Origin of the sequence: Pedobacter nutrimenti (assembly GCF_003208655.1) — a bacterium.
Classification (GTDB): Bacteria; Bacteroidota; Bacteroidia; order Sphingobacteriales; family Sphingobacteriaceae; genus Pedobacter; species Pedobacter nutrimenti.
Genome location: NZ_QKLU01000009.1, coordinates 16,893 through 41,154 on the forward strand (window position 1 = coordinate 16,893; position 24,262 = coordinate 41,154).

Genomic DNA, 24,262 nt, shown 5'->3' on the forward strand with positions numbered 1-24,262 from the left:
AGATAGTTCTTTTTTTGTCTTTGATGTATTAATGTTGAGGTGGCCAGACTTGTAATAGCAAATAATCTAATAGAGATTTAACAAACAATTAAACAAAACTTATACGAGCATGAAAAGAATCTTTACAAAATTTTCTGTTTTAACTTTTCTTTGTTTGCTTTTTATCAACGCTGCCTTTGCACAGAATATTACTGTGAAAGGAGTAGTTACCGATGGTCAGGATAAATCCACGATCCCCTCGGTAAGTGTGATGGTAAAAGGCACAACAACCGGCGCGCAGACAGACGTCGCCGGAAGGTACACGATCAGTGCACCTGCCAATGCAACCCTTGTATTTACCTATGTAGGGTACATTACCAAAGAGGTTCCTGTAAATAATCAAAGCACCATCAATGTCGTTCTGAACTCCTCATCCCAGGATCTGGAACAAGTTGTTGTTGTAGGATACGGAACCCAGAGAAAAATTGATGTAACTGGTGCAGTTGCAACAGTTAAGGGGGAGGATATTTCAAAACAAGCATCAACAAACCCGGTGAGTGCTTTACAGGGTAAAGTTGCAGGTGTATCGATTTCTAATAACGGTGCCCCTGGTTCTGCCCCGCAAATTACCATTCGTGGTACGGGTACGGTTTATGGAAATACAAGCGTATTATATGTTGTTGATGGTGTCTGGTTTGATGACATCAATTTCTTAAATCCTGCAGATATTGAAAGTATCAGTATCCTTAAAGACGCATCGAGTTTATCAATCTATGGTATCCGCGCAGCAAATGGGGTTGTTCTTGTCACAACCAGTAAGGGTAAAAAAGGAGATCCGGTAATCAACTATAACGGAAGCATCGGTTTTCAAAGCGTCACAAATGCTGTTAAAATGGCTAATGGAACCGAATTCGCAACAATGATCAATGAATTGAGTACATCTGCTGGGAATGCCCCTTTGTTCAAAGATCCTTCCATTTATGGCAAAGGCACAGACTGGTATGGACAAGTTCTTCGTAATGCAATGGTTACCAATCATCAGTTATCTATAAACGGGGGTACGGAAAAAAGTAGTTATAACTTTTCCCTGGGTTACCTAAATCAGGACGGGATCGTTAAAAACAATAATTACAAAAGATATACAGCAAGATTATCCAATGACTTTCAATTGTATAAATTTTTAAAAATTGGATACAATGTTGCCGGAACAGCAAGCAAATCAAATGACATTAATAATAGCATATTTCATCAGATCTATGCTGCCGGACCGATTGTTCCTGTATATTATGCAGATGGAACCTATGGCGACCCTAATGATTTTGGTTTAGGTGGAGGTAATAACTTCAACCCACAGGTTACCCTTGATTTTTATAATAACGTTACTAAAAACTATCGTTTAACTGGTAATGTATACGCAGAGTTAAACATTCTGAAAAATTTAACTTTCAAAACCAGCGCTGGTGGCGATTTCGGTCAGCTAGAGGCAAGGGGTTATTCTCCGGTATATAAAGCTACTCAGGGGCAACAAAACGATATAAGTTTATTAAATATCGATCGCACAGAAGATAGAAACTGGATTATTGAAAATACCTTAACTTATAAAAACACTTTTGGTGACCACAACCTGACTGTTCTAGCCGGGCAAACCGCTCAGCGTTACAAGCAAAATTACATTAACGGGACAGCAAGAAATGTACCTTTCTCCAGTGAAGGCGATCTTTATCTGGCTTTGGGAGACGCAGGAACCCGTACGGTAACCAATACAGGTTCATTGAGAACTGCAACCTCCTACTTTGGAAGAGTTAACTATTCCTTCAAAGACAGGTACCTGTTAAACGCCTCCTTCCGTGCAGATGCTGCCTCGCAATTCTATGGAGGAGGTGAATTATGGGGTTATTTTCCATCCATCGGAGCCGGCTGGGTGATTTCGAATGAACCCTTCATGAAAGATCAGACTGTATTTAGCAATTTAAAATTAAGGGGAAGCTGGGGTAAAATTGGAAATGCAGGTGTCCCTTCAAATCCAACAACTCTTACTGTTTCGCAACCTGGAGGCTATGTAATTGTTTTTAATGGTGTTGCTTACACTGGAAAAAGTATTGATACAGCGGTCCCTACTTTCCTAAACTGGGAACGCGGTGTAGGTACAGATATCGGTCTGGAAGCTGGTTTTCTGAACAACAGATTAAATATCGAAGCAGATTATTACATCAAAAAAACCCAAAATGCAATTTTTGGAATTCCGGTCCGCCAGGATATTGGCTTAAAAGACTCTAAACTAATTGGTAATCAAGCTGATTTTGAAAACAAGGGTTTTGAATTGCTAGCCACCTGGAAGGACAAAACTGATGGCGGTTTGACCTATTCTATCAGTGGTAACTTTGGTTACAACAAGAACAAAGTAACTTCTGTCGTCACTGGTTTGAATCCTATATATGGCGGTGGTGATGGATTAACAAACGGTGCTTTAGCAACCCGGACTGTTCTGGGTGGTTCAATAGGAGAATTCTACGGCTATAAAGTTGCTGGTGTTTTTCAAAACACAGCAGAAATTGCCAAGTCTGCACAACCTAATGCAATTCCGGGTGATTTTAAATATGTTGATCAAAACGGAGATGGTGTAATTGATGGAAAAGACCGCGTAAGCCTGGGCAGTCCAAATCCTAAATTCAGCTACGGATTAAACACGAATTTTGCCTATAAAAATTTCGACCTGACAATTGATATCCAAGGTGTTGCTGGTGTCGATGTCTATAATGCGAATCTGGGCTTAAGATATGGAAACGAGAATTTCACCAAGGATTTCTATGACCACAGATGGCACGGTGAAGGCACATCCAATACTTATCCGTCAACAAACATCGGATCAGGTGCAAATTCAGCACCAAACTCATTCTTCGTAGAAAGCGGTGCCTATATAAGGGTCAGAAACCTACAATTGGGCTACACCTTGCCTAAAGCATTAATGGGTAAATGGAAAATGCAAAGAATCAGGGTATTTGCCAATGCGCAAAATCCTATTAACCTTTTTGGGTACAAAGGCTTCAGTCCTGAAATCGGAAAACCAACCGTTGGAACGTATTCACCTCTCAGCAGAGGCATAGATGCCAATGTATATCCGCTTTATGCAACTTATAATTTAGGTGTTAACGTTACTTTTTAATTGATACGACGATGAAAATTTATAAAAATATAAACCTGAAGAGTATAAGCACCGTAGTTTTAACAGGGGCCCTTTTGTGTACTACTTCATGTAAAAAAAGCTTTCTGAATGTACCACCTCAAGCTCAGCAACCTAGTGTAACTTTCTGGAAAACGCAAGACGATGCAACAGCCGCTGTAAATGCCATTTATGGAAATCTGCGCAGCTGGGCAAATACAGCATTTCCAGCTATAGCAATAGAGAGCATGGGTGGAGACGATGCTGAAAAAGGAAGCTCTGCCAATGACTCAAGTTATATGAATTCTTACGATGGTTTTACAGTAACCTCCACAGAAGGACAATTGCAGGGATTTTGGCAGGGACAATATCAAAACATTAACTTATGTAACCAGGTGTTAGATAATGTACCGAATATCAGCATGGACCAGAACCTGAAAACCAGATATCTGGCAGAGGCCAAATTTGTAAGGGCTTACTCTTACTTCAGATTAGTTCGTGCCTTTGGGGATGTTCCACTTCGTTTAACCGTACCCAAAGATGCTTCTGCATTTAACATTCCAAGGACCCCTAAAGCTCAGGTTTGGGCAGCAATAGAAAAAGATCTTGCGGATGCCGAGGCTGTACTACCTCAGACCTATCCAGCCTCAGATGTTGGCCGGGCGACAAAAGGTTCTGCACTTGCTTTGCATGCTAAAGTAGCTATGTACCAGAAAAAATGGGATCAGGTGCTTTCTTTAACCAATTCAGTAATGACATTAGGTTACAGCTTAGTTTCTGATTTTGAGGCTCTTTTCCGCTTAAATAACGAAAACAGTAAAGAATCGGTTTTTGAAATCCAATGTGATTACCGTCCAGACATCAAAGATGCCAGTAACAGTCAATACGCGCAAGTACAAGGCGTAAGGGCCCAACAAGGGTATTGGGGTTTTAACGTTCCGACTCAGGCTTTGGTAAATGCTTTTGAAGCTGGCGACCCACGTAAGGATGCAACTATTCTTTTTGTCGGAACAACGACGATCCAGGGTGATGCGATTACTTCAGTTGCGGGAGATCCGACTATGTACAACCACAAAGCTTATGTGCCTTTCAACACGCCCTACGACAATAACAATCCGAGAGGATCACAACAAAATGTTAGGGTCTTAAGGTATGCTGATGTTTTGTTAATGAATGCTGAAGCCGCAAATGAACTCGGCAATTCTGCTCAGGCCATTTCTTCATTGGAGGTCGTAAGAGCAAGAGCGAGACAGGGAAATGCAGCAATTCTTCCCAAAGTAACTTCTACCGACCAGGGTGTACTAAGAACGGCAATCTACCACGAAAGACAAGTTGAGCTTGCAATGGAGTATGATCGTTATTTTGATGTCATCCGTCAGGGACGGGGAACAGCTGTTTTTGGGCCAAAAGGCTGGAAAGCAGGAAAAAATGAAGTTTGGCCGATTCCACAGTCAGAAATTGACTTATCAGTGGGTGTTCTTACTCAAAACCCAGGTTATTAATTGATTTAACTGACATAAAAATGAAAACAAAAATATCATATATATTGACGTTGGCAGCAGCGATTTTAGCTGTTTCTTCCTGCACCAAGAAATTTGATCCTTCAAGTTATGCTCCGGCATTAAGCATTGGTGGGTACACCAGTGCAAAGCAAATCGCGCCAGGCAACCTGGTTGCCTACTGGTCTTTTGACGGCAGTATGGTAGACAGCATATCCAAAACATCCGGTACCAATGTAGGTACAACTTTTGGTGCCGGAGTTAAAGGGCAGGCGCTGCAGGGTGCTTTGAATTCTTATGTGACTTCTGCAACGCCCGCAGCTGTTCAGAACCTAAAAAGTTTTACCCTAACTTGTTGGATCAATATGCCTCTGAACGACAAGGGTATCGTTGGTCTGGTCGATGTTGCCAACAGTACTGATTTTTGGGGAAATCTGACCATCTTCATGGAAAACAATGGCGATGCCACAACAGCAAGAATTGTAGCACGCACTTATGCAGGTGTCGTTAATAATGGGGGAGATAATTTCGTTAAAGCAACCAATATCTGGAACAAATGGACCCAGGTTGGATACAGTTACGATCAGACGACCTCCACATTTAGCGTTTTTATTAACGGATCAAAAATTGGCGGAAAAACCATTGCAAACCTTGGTGCATTAACTTTTACCAATGCGAGCCAAATGGTTTTCGGAACAGTACAGTTTCAAACGACTCCAAGTCTTACTTCAGGTACTGGTAAACAGGACTGGGCAAGTTATTTAACCGGAAAACTGGATGAAGTCCGAATTTACAACAAAGCATTGAGTTCAGCAGAAATCAGCGCCCTTGCCATACTGGAAGGCAGAGGAAAATAACAAATTGCATTTTTAAATGCTTTACAGAGGTTGCTTGTGCAAGCAGGCAACCTCTTTTACTTTAACCAGAATAAAGTCAATGCAATGATTAAAAAAAATCTCTCCCTATTGTTTCTGCTAACCGTGCTGGTATCGGCCTGTTCTAAAAACGAATCCGGTACACCAGATCCGATAAAACCACCTCCTGGAAACTCGTCTTTTAGTTTCACCCAATTAAAGGTTAATGATACTTTTAATGGTTTTAGCTATTATGGTCTAAACTACAAACCTGTTTTTAAAGTTTCCTTTTCTGCTCCTGTAGATAAAAATTCTATTGCTGCAGCAGTCTTTGTTAAAGATAAGGACGGCAAGGCTGCTGACTTGACCATTAGCTACCAGGACAGTGACAACACCATTATCATCACACCTACGACCAACCTAAACCCGCTGACAAAATATTTTCTGGATGTTCAGTCCAATCTAAAAACGGTAAGCGGAGGAAATCTACTTTCTCCTATTACATTAAATTTCATTACACAATATGATCCGGCAGATAAGTTCCCGGTCATCTCGGATGATGCTTTACTTACGCTGATCCAGAAACAAACTTTTAAATACTTCTGGGACTTTGCCCACCCGGCCAGCGGCATGGCCAGAGAAAGAAATACCTCCGGCAATACGGTAACCACAGGTGGTTCCGGATTTGGTCTGATGGCCATTGTTACAGGCATCAACAGGAATTTTATTTCCAGGGCTGACGGTCTTACCAGAACACAAAAAATTGTAGGTTTTTTAAAGAATGCCGACCGGTTTCATGGTGCTTATCCACACTGGTTGGACGGAAACACAGGAAAAGTGCTTCCTTTTAGCACCAAAGACAATGGTGGAGATCTGGTAGAAACCTCTCTTCTGTTTGAAGGGCTTATTACGGCAAGACAATTTTTTAATAGTGCTGATCCTGCCGAAGCTGCCCTAAGAAACGATATTACCGCCCTTTACAACTCCGTGGAATGGAGCTGGTATCAGAAAAACAATTCTAACACCTTATACTGGCACTGGAGTCCAAATTACAATTGGGATATGAATATGCCAGTTAAAGGCTGGAATGAAGCCCTGATCACTTATGTACTGGCGGCCTCCTCTCCAAATTACGGCATCCCAAAAACAGTTTACGACAATGGTTGGGCGGGCAATGGAAACATGAAGAACGGAGCAAGTTATTACAATGTTCAATTACCGCTTGGTCCCGCCAATGGCGGTCCTTTGTTTTTTGAACACTATTCCTTTCTGGGAATCAATCCTATCGGTTTAAATGATGCCTATGCAAACTATGAAACACAAACCAAGGCGCATACGCAGATCCAGTACAATTATGCCAAAGCAAATCCTAAAAACTTTTATGGTTATGGTGAAAATTGCTGGGGATTAACAGCCAGTGATGACATTAATGGCTATATGGCCCACGAAATCAATAACGATAACGGTGTAATTTCTCCCACAGCGGCATTGTCTTCTTTTCCCTATACTCCAACAGAATCCATGCAAGCCCTTAAATTCTTTTATTACAAACTTGGTGATAAAATTTTCACAGATTATGGCTTTGTAGACGCCTTTTCTTTACATGATGCCTGGTTTGCAAACTCCACACTGGCTATTGACCAGGGCCCTATTATCATCATGATTGAAAATTACAGGACTAAACTGCTCTGGAATTTATTTATGAGTGCACCTGAAGTAAAGTCCGGCATGCAGAAACTGGGCTTTAGCAGCCCTAATTTATAAACACGAAAAATAAACCGGGCCAGACATGGCCCACCATATAAAATACATTTTAATGAGAACTACTTTTTTTACCTGTTTGCTAATAACTATTGCCTGTACTGCTACAATAAGTTATGCACAGCAAAAAACAATGGGCACCGCCCCAGCTATGAAAACCAAAAAAAAGCTTAGCGATCAGCAGTTGCTCGACCTGGTGCAAAAACAAACCTTCCGTTATTTCTGGGAAGGCGCAGAACCTGTTTCAGGAGCAGCCAGGGAACGTTTTCATGCAGATAACATCTATCCCGAAAATGACAAAAACACGGTAGCAACGGGTGCCACCGGATTTGGACTGATGGCCATCTTATCGGGAATAGACCGGGGTTATGTGACCAAAAAAGAAGGCTTTAACAGGTTGAACAAAATTTTGGATTTCCTGGCAAAGGCAGATCGTTTTCATGGCGCCTGGTCGCATTGGATCGTTGGTGAAACCGGAAAAGTTAAACCTTTCGGACAAAAAGACAATGGAGGCGACCTGGTTGAAAGTTCATTTGTTGCACAGGCCTTGGTCTGCATTAAGGAGTACTACAAAAATGGAAGCCTGGCAGAAAAACAACTGGCAAAAAAAGCAGACGGATTGTGGAAAGGAATAGATTTTAACTGGTACCGCAATGGACAAAATGTATTGTACTGGCACTGGTCCCCGGAATACCAATGGGAAATGAATTTCCCTGTTAAAGGCTATAATGAATGTCTAATCATGTATGTGATGGGCGCAGCCTCACCTACACACAGCATTCCCGCAGCTGCCTATCATGAGGGTTGGGCCAGAAACGGAGCCATCAAAACCGATATAAAAGTAGAAGGCCATCCCATCCATCTGGATTACCAGGGCGCCAAAGGCTCTGTAGGTCCTTTATTCTGGGCACATTATTCCTACCTGGGCTTAAATCCAAAAGGCCTGAAAGACAAATATGCCGATTATTGGGAAAACAATGTCAACCAGACCCTGGCCATCAGAGATTACTGTATAGCCAATCCAAAAGGTTTTAAAGGCTATGGAGCAAACAACTGGGGACTTACCGCCAGCTATTCAGTAAATGGTTATGCTGCCCACAGTATTCAGGAAGATCTCGGGGTCATTTCACCTACCGCAGCGATCTCCTCCATCCCATACACGCCTAAAGAATCCATGCAGTTGATCCGGCATTTATATGAAAACCTGGGTGATCGTGTATGGGGAAAATATGGTTTCTATGATGCTTTCTCCGAAACTGCAAACTGGTATCCCAAAAGATATTTAGGTATAGACCAAGGTCCTATTGTGGTTATGATAGAAAACTACAGAAGTGCTTTATTATGGAAACTATTTATGCAGAACAAAGACGTACAAAATGGATTAAAAAAACTGGGGTTTCAATACCCTGAAAAGTAAGGCCTGCAGCATTGCAGAAGTTGACTATAAAAATGTTTAGCCATAATTATATTATTTAATCTTAAATCTTACATTATGAAAAAAATCATCTCCACGCTGACAGTACTATTGCTAATTGTGCTGATCAGTCCTGCGAATCAATCTTCTGCAATGAATGCAAATCCGGTAAAAGCTGGAAAACCAAAAAACAATAAAAAATTTGCAACCATTCCACTCCGGGCCACCAATTCTACAAGCGATGGTGTGTATGTGGCATTGGAAAACAACAGTGGCGGGCCAAGTTACAATTTCTTTATTCCACCAAATACTCCATCCAATACAACAATCGGACAGATTGTTGAAAGCAGTGACAGCTATACAGTTAAATTAAGTTCTACTGGTGGCGCCCATGACATGTGGGTCTATTGGGAGCACCGGCAGCATGTTACCGGCCTGAGCGTTTCAGGTATGTCTATCGCTTGTGGCAGCTGCGCGGTAATTAATATCTTCAACTAGAACCTTATGGCTAAGCATTTTACAAAAATATTCATTATCCTTCTGTTTTGCGGCACCCTTAGCTTCGCCCAAAACAAACAACTGACCTATTGTAATCCAGTCAACCTCGATTATGGTTATGCCCCTATTCCAAATTTTACCTTACAGGGAAAACACCGCGCTACTGCCGACCCTGTTATTGTAACTTATAAAGGTGACTATTATTTGTTTTCCACCAACCAGTGGGGCTACTGGTGGAGCAGCGACCTCTACAACTGGAACTTTGTTTCCAAATCCTTTCTCCGGCCGGAGCATAAAGTGTACGATGATCTTTGTGCCCCTTCTGTATGGATCCAGGGAGACACCATGCTTGTTTTCGGCTCCACCTATTCCAGAAATTTCCCCATCTGGATGAGTACAAACCCAAAAGGTAATGACTGGAAAGAAGCGGTCCACAACTTTGAAATCGGCGGCTGGGACCCTGCCCACTTCCTAGATGAAGATGGTAAATTATACATGTATAATGGTAGCAGCAATGTCTATCCTTTGTATGGCGTAGAACTCAACAGGAAAACATTTCAGCCCATTGGAACCAGAAAAGAGCTATTGCTGCTTAACCCCCAGCGCTTTGGCTGGCAACGTTTCGGAGAACATCTGGACGACACTTTTCTGGATCCTTTTATGGAAGGCGCCTGGATGACCAAATACAAAGGAAAATATTATCTGCAATATGGTGCACCTGCCACAGAATTTAGCGGTTATGCCGATGGGGTCGCAGTAGCAAACTCTCCACTGGGTCCATTTGAACATCAATCCCTGCCTTTCTCCTACAAACCCGGAGGTTTTGCCAGGGGTGCCGGGCATGGCGCAACCTTCCAGGACAAATGGAACAATTACTGGCATGTATCCACCATGGTCATTTCTGTTAAAAATAATTTTGAAAGGCGCATTGGCATTTGGCCCGCCGGTTTTGACCAAGATGACCTGCTCTATATGGATGCCGCCTTTGGAGATTACCCTCATTATCTGCCTTCTGAAAAAACCGATCATTTAAAAAGTGGTTTTACAGGCTGGATGCTGCTCAATTACAATAAACCGGTGCAGGTTTCTTCCGTATACGGCGGCTATCAGTCGAACAATGCCGTAGATGAGAACATCAGAACCTACTGGAGTGCTGCTACAGCACAAAAGGGAGAATGGATCCAATCAGATCTGGGCGCACTTTCCAATGTACATGCCGTTCAAATCAATTATGCCGATCAGGATGCTGAATTCCTGGGCAAACAACAGGGAATCTATCATCAATACAAACTCTGGTATTCTGCCAATGGGCACAACTGGAAAATTTTAAAAGACAAAAGTGCCAACAAAACGGATGTTCCTCACGATTATATAGAACTGGAACAACCTGTCAAAGCCCGCTTCATTAAATTGGAAAACATTCATATGCCGACCGGTAAATTTGCCATCAGTGGGTTAAGGGTATTTGGAAACGCCGGTGGATTAAAACCGGAAAAAGTAAAAGACTTTATTGTCCTGAGAACGGAAAAAGACAAAAGAAGTTCCTGGATCAAATGGCAGACGGTTAATGGTGCTTATGCCTATAACATTTATCTGGGTACAGAGCCGGATAAACTATACAACAGCATTATGGTCTACAATGCAAATGAATATTGGTATAAAGGCATGGACAAAGACAAACCTTATTATTTCAGCATAGAAGCACTTAATGAAAACGGGGTATCCGAAAGAACGCCGGTCATCAAGGTTAATTAATACACATATGAAGCGATTTTATTATTTATTTTTCCTGCTCTGTACAATTGTCTTCGCAGGATATGCTCAACAAAGGCCAGCTTACTGGAAAGAAATCCAGGATTTTAAACATAAAGACAGCATCTCCATGCCCGCAAAAAACGGGATCCTTTTTGTGGGCAGCTCTTCTTTCACCAAATGGACCGATCTGGAAACTGTTTTTAAAGAATATGGCGCTATAAACAGAGGCTTTGGAGGCTCTACCCTCGCCCAGGCCAATGGCTACATTGCGGATCTGGTTTATCCTTATCAGCCCAGACAAATCGTCATCTATAGCGGCGAAAATGATATTGCAACCGATGGAGTGAGCGCGTTGGAAACCTTAAACCGTTTTGCTACTTTCTTTACCAACATCCGCAATAGGTTTCAGGATGTACCAGTGATGTATATTTCCATCAAAAATAGTCCCTCCAGAGTTAAATACGCGGAAGCCATGACCCATACCAACAAACTGATCCGGGAGTATCTGAGCAATTATAAAAACACCCGTTTTGTTGATGTCAACACTAAAATGTTAAAAGATAAACAGCTTAGACCAGAACTTTTTCTGGAGGATATGCTGCATATGAAACCTGCAGGTTATGACATCTGGATAAAAGAAATTAAACCTTTCCTGATCCCTCCTTCAAAGGACAAATAGTTATTGAACACACAAAACAAATCATACACTAATGAAACCATCAAGAGTTTACCCATATAAAATACAATGCCCAAACTCATGATTGCTTCATAACCATTTAAAAACAATACACAAATGAAAAAAGCGACTTCCTTATTTTTAGTAGCTGTACTTTTTAGTTCCGGTACCGTACTGGCACAAAAGAAAAAAACAGCTGTCAGTGCCGATCAAAAAATGAACACCTATATCAGCAACCTGATGTCAAAAATGACATTGGATGAAAAGATCGGTCAATTGAACCTGCCATCAGTGGGTTTTGACATTACAGGACCTATATTGAGTCAGGGAGTGGAGGAGAAAATAGAAAAAGGACTCGTTGGCGGCGTATTTAATACTTATACACCTGCTGCAGTAAAAAAATTGCAGGACCTGGCCCTTAAAAAGTCCCGTTTAAAAATACCTTTGTTATTTGGTTATGACGTTGTGCATGGTCATAAAACCATTTTCCCTATTCCGCTCGGCTTAAGTGCAACCTGGGACATGAGCCTTATTGAAAAAAGCGCCCGTATTGCAGCAAGAGAAGCTAGTGCAGATGGTCTGAACTGGACCTTTTCACCTATGGTCGACATTGCCAGGGATCCAAGGTGGGGGCGCATGTCAGAAGGCTCTGGAGAAGACCCCTATCTGGGTTCTTTAATTGCCAAAGCCATGGTCAGGGGATATCAGACTAATAACCTGTCCAGCAGGGATGCCATTCTTGCTTGTGTAAAACACTTTGCACTATACGGTGCGGCTGAGGCCGGAAGGGATTACAACACCACTGACATGAGTCCAAACAGAATGTACAATGAATATTTTGCTCCATACAAGGCTGCTGTAGATGCCGGAGCAGCTTCAGTGATGGCTTCCTTTAATGACATCAATGGTACACCAGCTACAGCCAACAAATGGTTAATGACAGATGTGCTTAGAAAACAATGGGGCTTTAATGGATTCGTGGTAACAGACTATACCGGAATTCCGGAACTGATTGCACATGGTTTAGGCGACCTGAAAACAGTAAGTGCCCTTGCCCTGAATGCGGGTGTGGATATGGATATGGTTGGAGAAGGTTTTTTAACAACCCTGAAAGAATCCCTGAAAGAAAACAAGGTTAGCATGGCGACCATCGATCAGGCCTGCCGCAGGATCCTGGAAGCAAAATATAAACTGGGCCTGTTTGAAAACCCTTATCGTTACATCAGTGAAGAACGTGCTGCAAAAGAAATTTTAAGTGACGGAAACAGACTTGATGCAAAAGCCATTACCCGTGCATCCCTGGTTTTACTGAAAAACAACAACCAGGTTTTACCCCTTAAGGGAAATGCAAAAATTGCATTAATTGGCCCTTTGGCAGATAATAAAAGAGATATGATTGGCAACTGGAGTGCAGCGGGCGACTGGAGAAAATCGGTAAGTGTATTGGAGGGTTTAAAAAGATATGCACCTCAAATGGAAATCACTTATGCCAAAGGTGCAAACCTTGTAGATGATGCCCATATTTTGAAACAAATTAACAATAACGGTGCGGATATCGTAGCAGATGAAAAATCACCGGAGCGTCTGATTGAGGAAGCGGTTTCGGCAGCAAAAAAATCCGATGTTGCGGTAGTGGTATTAGGAGAAAGTGCTATTATGGGTGGTGAGGCGACCAGCCGGACCAATCTGGACTTGCTGCCGAATCAAAAAGCATTATTAAAAGCCATAACTGCGACAGGAAAACCTGTGGTATTGTTGCTCATGAACAGTCGTCCACTTACTCTTGAATGGGAAGATGCAAATGTGACCGCTATTCTGGAAACCTGGTTCGGTGGCACAGAGGCAGGAAATGCGATTGCTGAAGTACTGGTCGGCAATTACAATCCGGCAGGAAAACTGACAGCAACTTTCCCGCGCAACATAGGTCAAATTCCAATTTACTACAACCATAAAAATACAGGCCGTCCCTTTGATGGCAATGAGCTCGATAAATTTAAATCCCGCTACATTGACAGCCCTAATGATCCGCTGTACCCTTTTGGCTATGGCTTAAGTTACACTACTTTCAGCTACTCTCCCCTTAGCCTTAATGCCAAAGTGATGAGCCCGGCAGGCAAATTACAAGCATCCGTACAGGTAAGCAACACCGGCAATTATGATGGTGAAGAAGTTGTACAATTATACATACAGGATATTTATGGTTCTATTACCAGGCCAGTGAAAGAATTAAAAGGTTTTCAAAAAATCTTCCTAAAAAAGGGAGAAAGCAAAACCGTTACCTTTTCTATCGGAATCAACGATCTTAAGTTTTACAATGCTGATCTTAAACATGTTGCAGAACCGGGTGATTTTAAAGTCTATATTGGAACAAACTCAAGAGATGTGGTCGGATCTACATTCACTTTAGTTAAATAGTTTCGGTATTTGTTTAAATTGGTTGATAAACTGCCGGTATTCCCGGCAGTTTTTTCTATTTTTAGACCTGTGAAATCATGGTGATTAAAATAAATATAAACAGATGAAAACAATCCCTATTGTTCTCCTGATTCTTTTCGGTTTAACCGGACTCCAAACTAAAGCACAGGACTTTAGCAAATATGACAAAGGAAGTTACATTAAAGACAAAGACAGTATTTATTATAGAATCCTGTTCCCGGAAAATTTTGATGCCAAACAAAAATACCCCGTTCTGTTTTTTTTGCATGGAAGTGGGGAAAGGGGCTCCGACAACCAAAAGCAATTGGCCCATGGCGGAAGTTTGTTTTTGAATAAAGACAATCGAAAAAAATTCCCTGCTATTGTTATTTTCCCACAATGTCCGGAAAATGACCGCTGGGCAAATGTTCGTTTTGTAGATGGAAAAACAGGTAAAGAACGGTTTGTTTTTACCAAAGGGGGTAAGCCAACCAAAACCATGCATGCTTTGCTGGCCATGATTGATAATATTTTGGACAAACCTTATGCAGATAAAAACCAGGTGTATATTGGGGGCTTATCCATGGGGGGTATGGGTACTTTCGAGTTGCTCAGAAGACAACCTAAAACCTTTGCAGCAGCATTTTCCATCTGTGGGGCAGATACCATAGCAAATGTCAATAAATATAAAAAAGTCCCCATCTGGATCTTTCATGGTGGTAAAGACGATGTCGTGCCACCCGACTTTTCCAAAGAAATTGCAGATCATTTGAAGATCATCGGACGTGAAGTTAAATATACCCTTTATGCCGATGCCAACCACAATAGCTGGGACCCGGCTTTTGCAGAGCCTCAACTTCTGCCCTGGTTGTTTTCCCACAGGAAAAATTAGAGCTAAAAAAAGGGTTTATGCAAATGCATAAACCCTTTTTTTAGCTTATTGACCGCCCTCTTATTCTTCCATATTGTGATAAACCGCCTGCACATCATCATCCTCTTCCAGTTTATCAATCAACTTAAATACATCAGCAGCCTGTTCTTCAGAAACAGCCGTATGTGATAAAGCGATTCTTTCCAATTTCGCACTTTTCATTTCCATGCCCAAATCTTCCAGGGCCTTCTGCATTTTTCCAAAATCTTCAAAAGCAGTTTGCACAACAGCAATATCGTTTCCTTCTTCATCCGCTTCCAGGTATAATTCTTCAAGACCCGAATCAATCAATTCAAATTCCAGCTCTTCCAAATCTTTTTCTCCTGGTAAAAAGCGGAAAATAGATTTTCTATTGAAAATGAAATCTAAAGATCCAGTTTTTCCCAGGGTACCTCCCGTTTTGTTAAAATAACTGCGCACATTTGCAACGGTCCTGTTGGTATTGTCTGTAGCCGTTTCAATCAATACAGCTACCCCATGCTGGGCATATCCTTCGTAAACATACTCCTCATACCCATTCTCATCTTTATTTGAAGCCCTTTTAATCGCAGCATCTACCCTATCCTTTGGCATATTCACTGCCTTTGCATTTTGAATAGCTGTCCGCAAGCGGGAATTGGTATCCGGACTTGGACCGCCATCTTTAACGGCCATTACAATCTCTTTACCAATACGGGTAAACTGAACGGCCATTTTCGCCCAGCGCTTAAATTTTCTTTCTTTTCTAAACTCGAATGCTCTTCCCATTGTAAGCCTTATTTGTTTTTTAAGTTATCCAACATGTCTGTGGTCATTTTCGCCAGATCAAACTCTGGTTTCCAAGCCCAGTCTTTAACAGCAAAGCTGTCATCTATAGAATGCGGCCAGCTGTTTGCAATGTGCTGGCGCGGATCATTTTCAGTGTAAGTTAATTTAAATTCCGGAATATGTTTCCTGATTTCTGCTGCAAGTACCTCTGGTGTAAAACTCACTCCGGTAAAATTGTAGCTTGAACGTATAGATATCTTACTGGCCTGAGCATCCATCAGTTCTATTGTTCCCCGGATAGCATCATCCATATACATCATTGGTAATTCTGTTTCTGCATTCAGAAAGGATGCATAACTTCCTTTTTTCAATGCATCATGAAAAATATGGATGGCATAGTCCGTGGTCCCCCCTCCTGGCGCGGCCTTCCAACTGATCAGCCCCGGATAACGGATGCTACGTACATCCAAACCATATTTCTGGTGATAATATTCACACCATCTTTCTCCCGCAAGTTTACTGATTCCATATACGGTATTCGGATCCATAACACAAAACTGCGGAGTCATGTCTTTAGGAGAGTTTGGTCCAAAAACAGCTATAGAACTTGGCCAGTATACTTTTGCCGTCTTATAAATCAGCGCCAGATCAAGAATATTAAGCAAACCGTTCATGTTCAGGTCCCAGGCCAACTTAGGATTCTGTTCCCCTGTCGCCGATAACAATGCGGCCAGTAAATAAACCTGTGTAGGTTTATATTTCTGAAAAATACTGTTCAGCGTATCTTTCTCCAACACATTTACGAACTCAAAAGGTCCGGCATTCTTGATGTCGTAATCGGGCCGGCGAATGTCGCAGGCAACCACATTACTTTCGCCATAGGTCTTTCTCAAAGCAGTGACCAGTTCAGTACCGATCTGTCCGTTTGAACCTAATACAACTATTTTTTCACTCATTAAAATACGGTTTTGGCAAAGGTAAAAAAATGGAGCATATTTTATTTATACCCCGGCCTGTCTTTTATCAATCCCTTAAAACACATCTCTTTTAAAGCACTAAGCAGCACCCCGATGAACTTAAAAAATCAAGTTTAAAACGACAAATTATTTAGAACAATTCTATTAAGTAACAAAATCATTATATAAAAAATGATTTGGTGTAAATAATACACTTTCTGTTCAATTTTCTTATTTTAGAAGGACTAAAAGACATTTAGCACCTATATTTTAAAACCAAATTTAAATCAAATGGATAGAAGAGACGCAGTCAAAAGTGTAGCTTTTTTACTCGGGGGCGCACTTTCTGCAACCACCATCGGTGTATTTCTGGAGGGTTGCCATTCATCCGGCACAAAAAACAGTGCAAACCTGTTCTCTGCTGAACAGGAAAAGCTCATTACCGAAATCGCAGATATCATTATCCCTACCACTTCCACACCAGGCGCTAAAGCAGCAGGTGTTGGGCCTTTCATTTCCATGATGCTCAAAGACTGTTATCCGGAAGAAGCCCAGAAAGCATTCGTTAAAGGGCTTGAAGATGTGGAAGCCCGGTCAAAAAAAGAATTCAACAAGTCTTTTCTTGACATAGATGCTAAGGAGCGTAGTAAAATATTAGGTGTCATCAGGGATGAAACAGTAGCTGCGCAAAAAGCAGAAAGCGACAAAACAGAAGCCGAAAGAAAAGCAAAAGAGAACACCATTTCTAAAAAATCCGAAAAAGAAGAGGCAGGCAAACCAATGGCAGCCAAAGAACGTGGGAAAAAACCAGCTTACTTTTTTGCAATTGCACGTGACCTGACCCTTCTGGGCTATTTTACTTCCGAAATTGGCGCTACCCAGGCCTATGCCTATCTGGATATTCCGGGGCGCTATGATGGTTGCGTGGACCTGAAACCAGGTCAGAAAGTTTGGGCTACATAATCCTCTAAATGAAAAAACAATGAGTAATTTAAATACTAAAGCTACTGCACAAAATACATATGATGCCATCGTTGTCGGATCTGGCATCAGTGGCGGATGGGCCGCCAAGGAACTCACAGAAAAGGGATTAAAAGTCCTGATGCTGGAAAGAGGGCGTAACATCGAGCACATCAAGGATTACACAACGGCCATGAAAAAACCCTGGGAGTTTGAACACCGGGGCTGGCTTACCGAAGAACAGAAAAGGACGCACCCCGTACAGAAAAGGGATTATCCTTATCAGGAATACAATGAAAGTTTTTGGGTAAATGACCTGGAATGCCCTTATACCGAGGTGAAACGTTTTGATTGGTACAGGGGATTTCATGTTGGTGGGAAATCTTTAATGTGGGGCCGTCAGAGTTACCGTTTAAGTGACCTGAATTTTGAAGACAATTTAAAAGATGGCCATGGAAATGACTGGCCGATCCGCTATAAGGATATTGCACCATGGTACGATTATGTAGAAAAATTTGCCGGGATCAGCGGACAGGCCGAAAACTACCCTCATTTTCCAGACGGGCAGTTTTTGCCTCCTATGGAAATGAACTGTGTAGAAAAATCTGTCAAAAAAAGAATTGAAGACCACTGGAAAAAAGCCAGGATCATGACCATAGGAAGGACAGCAAATCTGACTGTTGAACATGGGGGCCGTGGCAAATGCCAGTACCGTAATCTTTGCAGCAGGGGTTGCCCTTTCGGGGCCTATTTCAGTACCCAATCCTCTACCCTGCCTGCAGCCGTAGCGACCGGGAACCTCACTGTACGGCCTTATTCCCTGGTTAATCAAATCCTTTACGATAAAGAGAGTCAGAAAGCAAAAGGCGTTCTGGTTATTGACTCCGAAAGCATGGAGCATATTGAATACTATGCAAAGATCATTTTTGTAAACGGTTCCACTTTAGGTTCTACATTCCTGCTCCTTAATTCTGTTTCCAACGAATTTCCTAATGGCTTGGGCAATGGCAGCGGACAACTGGGCCATAACTTAATGGACCATCATTTTCGCTGCGGGGCTTCCGGCAGGGCTGAAGGCTTTGATGACAAATACACCTATGGCCGAAGGGCCAACGGAATTTATATTCCCAGGTACCGTAATGTGGGCGGTGACAAACGTGACTATGTGCGTGGATTTGGTTATCAGGGTGGTGCCGGAAGAGGCAACTGGCATGCTGAGGTTGCTGAAATGGCTTTCGGAGGAGAATTTAAGGATCAGATGACCGTTCCAGGTGCCTGGAATATGGGACTGGGTGGCTTTGGAGAATCACTTCCTTATTATGAAAACCGGGTGTACATTGACAAAACAAAAAAAGACAAATGGGGTCAAAATGTTCTGGCCATTGATTGTGAGTTTAAAGAAAACGAGCAAAAAATGCGCATTGACATGATGAACGATGCAGCTGAAATGCTGGAAGCAGCGGGTATGAAAGATGTCAAGACCTTTGACAACGGTTCTTCACCAGGTATGGCCATTCATGAAATGGGTACTGCCCGCATGGGAAATGACCCGAAAAACTCTGTTTTAAACAAGTGGAACCAGATGCACGAGGTGAAAAATGTCTTTGTTACAGATGGCTCCTGCATGCCTTCAGCAGCTTGCCAAAATCCATCTCTGACGTATATGGCACTGACCGCAAGGGCTGCAGATTACGCAGTAAGTGAATTGAAAAAAAATAATATTTAATGATTCAGGAAAAAATCAGAATGGGTATGATCGGTGGTGGAAAAAATGCCTTTATCGGGGCGATCCACCGCATTGCTGCACACATGGATGGCTTAATTGAGCTGTGCTGCGGGGCACTGAGTTCAAACCCGGAAACCGCTAAAGCTTCTGGTAGGGACCTATTCCTACCGGAAAACCGAAATTACGGCAGTTATAAAGAAATGATCGAAGCAGAAAGCCGGCTTCCGCAGCACATCCGTATGCAGTTTGTGAGCATTGTGACGCCAAACTTTGCGCATTTCGAACCTGCCATGCTGGCCCTGGATCATGGTTTTCATGTGTTGATTGACAAACCCATTACTTTTACCCTCGAAGAAGCAAAACTACTGGAACGCAAAGTAAAGGAAACCGGGCTTCAGCTGTGTCTGACGCATACATACTCTGGCTACCCTATGGTAAAACAGGCCAGACAAATGGTTAAAGAAGGACAATTTGGAACCATCCGTAAAATATGTGTGGAATATCCCCAGGGCTGGCTGAGCAGTGCATCGGAAAAAGAGGGCAACCAGCAGGCTGCCTGGCGGACCGATCCGGCCAAAAGCGGAAAGAGTGGCTGTATGGGTGATATTGGTACCCATGCCGCCCAACTCGCTGAATACATCTCTGATCTTCAGATCAGTAGAATCTGCGCAGACCTGAACTGGGTGGTGAAAGACCGCCTGCTCGATGATGACGGGAACGTCCTGTTGAAATTCAACAACGGGGCCAATGGAATCCTTATGGCTTCGCAAATCGCAGCAGGAGAAGAAAATGCCCTATCTATAAAGATTTATGGAGAAAAAGGAGGCCTTGAATGGCATCAGGAAGAACCCAACACCCTAAAGGTAAAATGGCTGGATGCCCCTGCGCAGTTGTACAGAACAGGCCATCCCTATTTATCCTCTTTTGCAAAGCACAACAGCAGAACCCCGGCAGGTCACCCCGAAGGCTATCTGGAGGCCTTCGCAAATATTTACAGAAATTTTGTCCTTACCCTAAGTACCCTTCACATTGGCGGCTCACCAAGTCCTGAAATGCTCGATTTTCCGACAGCTGCAGACGGGGTAAGAGGAATGGCTTTCATAGAAAATGTAGTTGCTTCAGCTCACTCCGATCAGAAGTGGCATGACTTTAAAATATAATACATGAAAACAATTAAAGGACCCGCTGTTTTTTTAGCCCAGTTTATTGGAGACAAAGCCCCTTTTGATACTCTGGAAGGCATATGCCAATGGGCGGCCGGACTGGGTTTTAAAGGGATACAAATGCCGACGCTTGACAGTCGCTTTATTGACCTGCAAAAAGCTGCCGAAAGTAAAACCTATGCAGATGAACTGAAAGGAAAAGTTGCTGAATATGGATTGGAGATTACTGAACTCTCTACACATTTACAGGGCCAGCTGGTTGCTGTAAACCCAGCATACGACCTTTCTTTTGACGCTTTTGCACCGGAAGCATATAAAAACAACCCGGCTGCTAGGACTGCCTGGGCTGTGCAGCAGCTCAAATATGCTGCAAAAGCTTCAAAAAACCTGGGGCTAGCAGCGCATGCCACTTTCAGCGGCTCGCTGCTCTGGCATATGTTCCACCCCTGGCCACAACGTCCCGAAGGTCTGGTCGATGCTGCCTTTACAGAACTTGCCAAACGATGGCTACCCATTCTAAATGAATTTGACCAGCAGGGTGTAGATGTTTGTTATGAAATCCACCCCGGCGAAGATCTTTTTGACGGCATTACTTACGAAATGTTCCTGGATAAAGTAAAACAGCACCCGAGGGCCTGTCTGCTCTACGATCCCTCTCATTTTGTCTTACAGCAACTGGATTACATTCAGTATATCGATTTTTATCACGAAAGAATTAAAGCCTTCCATGTTAAAGATGCGGAATTTAATGCCACAGGAAAACAGGGAACATTTGGAGGCTATCAAAGCTGGGCCAACCGGGCCGGACGCTATCGTTCTCCTGGGGACGGGCAGGTGGATTTCAAAACCATTTTCAGCAAACTGGCCCAATATGATTTTACAGGCTGGGCGGTAATGGAATGGGAATGCTGTATTAAAGATGCTCAAACCGGGGCCAGAGAAGGTGCACAGTTTATCAAAAACCATATTATTCCGGTAACGGACAGGGCTTTTGATGATTTTGCAGCTTCGGGAGGAAATGACGATTTTAACAAAAAAATTCTGGGTATAAGCTAAAACAACCCGGGCACACGAAAACAACAACATCAAATGAAACCGAAATTACCACTTGTGGTCATCCGAGGTTCCATTTGGCCAACACAAAAACAACAACATCAAATGAAACGGACACTTTTTATTTTAAGCTGCATTAGTCTTGCGCTAGCTTCATGCGGAGGAAACGACACTTCCAAAACCAACGAAGAAAATTCCACGGCAACAACACCCAGCACCACGGCAACCGCCCCAACTACTGCCACCGGACCGGCATTACCCGGCGAGAAATTAATTGCAAAAGCCGACTGCATTGGCTGTCACAACAAAACCCAAAAAGTAATTGGCCCATCCTATGTAGATATTGCTGCAAAATACCCTTCAAATGACGCCAATATTGCTTTGCTGGCAGACAAGATCATAAAAGGAGGCAAAGGCGTATGGGGAGAAATTCCAATGACCCCGCATGCCTCCATGAGTCAGGATGATGCCAAAGAAATGGCCAAATATATTTTATCTCTGAAAAATTAATCTCCTTAATCCCCCAGCCCATGGAAGAGAAAGTTAAAGCCCAGGAAACCACAGACAGAAGAGCATTTATAAAAACGGCTGCCATCGCTTCGGCAGCATTTATGATCGTACCCCGTCATGTACTTGGCGGTAAAGGCTTTCTTGCACCAAGCGACCGCCTGCTGATTGCAGGTGTAGGTGTTGGGGGTAAAGGTCAGTCCGATATCAGCAGTTTTGATAAAAGCGGAAAAGCAGGTATTGCTTTTCTTTGCGATGTAGACAGCAGAAGAGCTGCAAATTCAGTTAAAGCCTTTCCCAAAGCCAAATTTTACAAAGACTGGCGGGAAATGTTTGACAAAGAGCATAAAAACTTTGACGCTGTCTCTGTCTCTACCCCTGACCATAACCATGCCATCCAAACTCTGGCGGCTATGCAATTGGGCAAACATGTGTATGTACAAAAGCCTTTAACACATGACATTTATGAGGCCAGAATGCTCACCGCCGCTGCAAAAAAATATAAAGTAGTAACTCAAATGGGTAATCAGGGGGCTTCCAATGATGGTCCGAGACAAATGAGGGAATGGTACGATGCAGGTTTGATTGGGGATGTGCATACCGTTTATGCCTGGACAGACCGTCCAGTGTGGCCTCAGGGTATACAATGGCCCCAGGCCAAAGCAGAGGTACCAAAAGAGCTCGACTGGGACCTCTGGCTGGGCACAGCGCCTTATAAAGACTTTGTGGAAAAGCTAGTACCTTTCAACTGGCGGGGTTGGTGGGATTACGGCACGGGCGCACTCGGAGATATGGGTTGTCACTTACTGGAAGCCCCTTTTAGTGTATTAAACCTTAAATATGCCAGTGAAGTACAAGCCAGCGTAGGCTCTGTCTATGTAGATGAATTTAAGCGGGGTTATTTCCCCGACAGCTGCCCACCTTCCAGTCACGTGACTTTAAAATTCCCTAAAACAGATAAAACTAGGGGACCGGTTACCGTTCACTGGATGGACGGGGGAATACAACCGGAAAGACCTGAAGAACTACAGGCCAATGAAACTTTTGGAGATGGTGGAAATGGAACCCTATTTATTGGAACCAAAGGAAAAATGATGAGCAGTACCTATAGTGCAAACCCTCGTCTGCTTCCTTTGAGCCGCAATAAAGACATCCAGGTACCTGAAAAGTTTGCCCGCGTAAAAGATGGTGCAAATGGTCATTATGCCCAATGGGTAGAGGCCAGTATTGCCGGATACGGCAAACAGGCCGTCAGCTCTCCTTTTGAAATTGCCGGCCCGCTGACAGAAGCCTTGTTAATGGCAAATTTAGCCATTAGAGGGGTAGACATTCAGCGGAAAAATGCAGAGGGTAAAGCCTATTTCCCGGGAAGGAATATTAAACTGCTCTGGGACAATGACAACATGAAGATCACCAATTTTGATGATGTCAATCAATATGTAAAACGTGAATACCGTAAAGGCTGGACATTAGGCCTGTAACTTAACCTAAAAACACATACAATGAAAAAGCAAATTCTCTCCGCAATAGTATTCACCGCCCTTTTCGGCGGAAATGTAGCCATGGCACAAAAAAGCAATAAAGGCTGGGTAAAATTATTTGATGGAAAAACAACCCAGGGATGGCATACTTATGGGAAAACCACAGTTGGCCAGGGATGGAAAGCCGAAAACGGTGTACTTCATTTTGATCCCAAAGCTAAAAACAATGACGGAGGCGATATCGTAACCGATAAAGAATACAGTAATTTTCATTTGAAGCTGGAATGGAAAGTTGCACCAAAGAGCAACAGCGGTATTCTTTTTTATGTGCATGAAGAACCTGCCAAATACAAACAAACCTATAGCACCGGGCCCGAAATGCAGGTTTTGGACAACGATGGCCATCCTGACGGAAAGATCACCAAACACCGGGCAGGGGATTTATATGACCTGGTCAAAAGCAGCTCAGAACCCGTAAAACAGGTCGGGGAATGGAACCTTGCAGAAATCATCAGCAATAACGGAAAACTGGAGTTCAAACTCAATGGGGTAAAAGTCGTATCGACCACCCTTTGGGACGACAACTGGAAAAAACTGATTGCAGGCAGCAAATTTGCCAACTGGGAAAATTTTGGAACTTTTAAGTCAGGTAAAATTGCACTTCAGGACCATGGTGATGAAGTCTGGTACCGCAACATTTCCATCAAAGAACTTTAAACCTCTAATC

At 42.8% G+C, this 24,262-nt stretch carries 19 protein-coding genes; 17 read left to right on the top strand and 2 right to left on the bottom strand.

Annotation, left to right across the window (positions count from 1 at the left end; translation table 11 throughout):
• Positions 1 to 109 precede the first annotated feature (109 nt).
• The 10 genes from B0O44_RS21235 (at position 110) to B0O44_RS21280 (ending at position 14,903) form a co-directional block, all read left to right on the top strand.
• Positions 110 to 3,142, top strand: coding sequence for a SusC/RagA family TonB-linked outer membrane protein (locus B0O44_RS21235; RefSeq protein ID WP_110834116.1), 3,033 nt, complete (start codon positions 110 to 112; stop codon positions 3,140 to 3,142).
• An 11-nt stretch (positions 3,143 to 3,153) separates the two neighbouring features.
• Positions 3,154 to 4,641: a RagB/SusD family nutrient uptake outer membrane protein gene (locus tag B0O44_RS21240; RefSeq protein ID WP_110834117.1), complete on the top strand. Its 1,488-nt coding sequence runs from the start codon at positions 3,154 to 3,156 to the stop codon at positions 4,639 to 4,641.
• Positions 4,642 to 4,661: 20 nt separating this feature from the next.
• Complete coding sequence (locus B0O44_RS21245; protein WP_110834118.1) at positions 4,662 to 5,495, top strand: LamG domain-containing protein; 834 nt, start codon at positions 4,662 to 4,664, stop codon at positions 5,493 to 5,495.
• A gap of 84 nt (positions 5,496 to 5,579) precedes the next feature.
• Positions 5,580 to 7,256 carry a glucoamylase family protein gene (locus B0O44_RS21250; protein ID WP_110834312.1) on the top strand — a complete coding sequence of 559 codons (1,677 nt, stop codon included), beginning with the start codon at positions 5,580 to 5,582 and terminating at the stop codon, positions 7,254 to 7,256.
• A gap of 52 nt (positions 7,257 to 7,308) precedes the next feature.
• Entirely contained in the window at positions 7,309 to 8,670 is a 1,362-nt protein-coding gene (locus B0O44_RS21255) for a glucoamylase family protein (protein ID WP_110834313.1), read from the top strand.
• Between the two features lie 75 nt (positions 8,671 to 8,745).
• Entirely contained in the window at positions 8,746 to 9,165 is a 420-nt protein-coding gene (locus B0O44_RS21260) for a hypothetical protein (protein WP_110834119.1), read from the top strand.
• A 6-nt stretch (positions 9,166 to 9,171) separates the two neighbouring features.
• Positions 9,172 to 10,920 carry a family 43 glycosylhydrolase gene (locus tag B0O44_RS21265; protein WP_110834120.1) on the top strand — a complete coding sequence of 583 codons (1,749 nt, stop codon included), beginning with the start codon at positions 9,172 to 9,174 and terminating at the stop codon, positions 10,918 to 10,920.
• A 7-nt stretch (positions 10,921 to 10,927) separates the two neighbouring features.
• On the top strand, positions 10,928 to 11,599 hold the full coding sequence (locus B0O44_RS21270) for a GDSL-type esterase/lipase family protein (RefSeq protein ID WP_110834121.1): 672 nt from the start codon (positions 10,928 to 10,930) through the stop codon (positions 11,597 to 11,599).
• A gap of 114 nt (positions 11,600 to 11,713) precedes the next feature.
• The gene (gene bglX, locus B0O44_RS21275; RefSeq protein ID WP_110834122.1) at positions 11,714 to 14,011 is read left to right on the top strand and encodes a beta-glucosidase BglX; all 2,298 of its coding nucleotides are present in this window, start codon (positions 11,714 to 11,716) and stop codon (positions 14,009 to 14,011) included.
• A gap of 103 nt (positions 14,012 to 14,114) precedes the next feature.
• Positions 14,115 to 14,903, top strand: coding sequence for a carboxylesterase family protein (locus B0O44_RS21280; protein WP_110834123.1), 789 nt, complete (start codon positions 14,115 to 14,117; stop codon positions 14,901 to 14,903).
• A 60-nt stretch (positions 14,904 to 14,963) separates the two neighbouring features.
• Here B0O44_RS21280 and B0O44_RS21285 read toward each other — a convergent pair whose 3' ends face one another.
• Both B0O44_RS21285 and B0O44_RS21290 read right to left on the bottom strand, forming a co-directional pair.
• Positions 14,964 to 15,689: a YebC/PmpR family DNA-binding transcriptional regulator gene (locus B0O44_RS21285; RefSeq protein ID WP_110834124.1), complete on the bottom strand. Its 726-nt coding sequence runs from the start codon at positions 15,687 to 15,689 to the stop codon at positions 14,964 to 14,966.
• A gap of 8 nt (positions 15,690 to 15,697) precedes the next feature.
• Positions 15,698 to 16,645 carry an NAD-dependent epimerase/dehydratase family protein gene (locus B0O44_RS21290; RefSeq protein ID WP_110834125.1) on the bottom strand — a complete coding sequence of 316 codons (948 nt, stop codon included), beginning with the start codon at positions 16,643 to 16,645 and terminating at the stop codon, positions 15,698 to 15,700.
• A 291-nt stretch (positions 16,646 to 16,936) separates the two neighbouring features.
• Between B0O44_RS21290 and B0O44_RS21295 the strand changes: the two genes are divergently transcribed.
• Genes B0O44_RS21295 through B0O44_RS21325 form a run of 7 tightly spaced genes read left to right on the top strand, consistent with a single transcriptional unit; the run spans position 16,937 to position 24,252 of the window.
• On the top strand, positions 16,937 to 17,608 hold the full coding sequence (locus B0O44_RS21295) for a gluconate 2-dehydrogenase subunit 3 family protein (protein ID WP_110834126.1): 672 nt from the start codon (positions 16,937 to 16,939) through the stop codon (positions 17,606 to 17,608).
• Positions 17,609 to 17,627: 19 nt separating this feature from the next.
• Positions 17,628 to 19,331, top strand: a complete 1,704-nt coding sequence (locus tag B0O44_RS21300) for a GMC oxidoreductase (protein ID WP_110834127.1) — start codon at positions 17,628 to 17,630, stop codon at positions 19,329 to 19,331.
• Positions 19,331 to 20,491, top strand: coding sequence for a Gfo/Idh/MocA family protein (locus B0O44_RS21305; RefSeq protein ID WP_110834128.1), 1,161 nt, complete (start codon positions 19,331 to 19,333; stop codon positions 20,489 to 20,491). The genes B0O44_RS21300 and B0O44_RS21305 overlap by 1 nt, the downstream gene beginning before the upstream one ends.
• A 3-nt stretch (positions 20,492 to 20,494) precedes the next feature.
• Positions 20,495 to 21,550 carry a sugar phosphate isomerase/epimerase family protein gene (locus B0O44_RS21310; protein WP_110834129.1) on the top strand — a complete coding sequence of 352 codons (1,056 nt, stop codon included), beginning with the start codon at positions 20,495 to 20,497 and terminating at the stop codon, positions 21,548 to 21,550.
• Between the two features lie 33 nt (positions 21,551 to 21,583).
• On the top strand, positions 21,584 to 22,057 hold the full coding sequence (locus B0O44_RS21315) for a c-type cytochrome (RefSeq protein ID WP_245943762.1): 474 nt from the start codon (positions 21,584 to 21,586) through the stop codon (positions 22,055 to 22,057).
• A 20-nt stretch (positions 22,058 to 22,077) separates the two neighbouring features.
• Positions 22,078 to 23,535: a Gfo/Idh/MocA family protein gene (locus tag B0O44_RS21320; RefSeq protein ID WP_110834131.1), complete on the top strand. Its 1,458-nt coding sequence runs from the start codon at positions 22,078 to 22,080 to the stop codon at positions 23,533 to 23,535.
• A 21-nt stretch (positions 23,536 to 23,556) separates the two neighbouring features.
• Positions 23,557 to 24,252: a 3-keto-disaccharide hydrolase gene (locus tag B0O44_RS21325; protein WP_110834132.1), complete on the top strand. Its 696-nt coding sequence runs from the start codon at positions 23,557 to 23,559 to the stop codon at positions 24,250 to 24,252.
• Positions 24,253 to 24,262 lie beyond the last annotated feature (10 nt).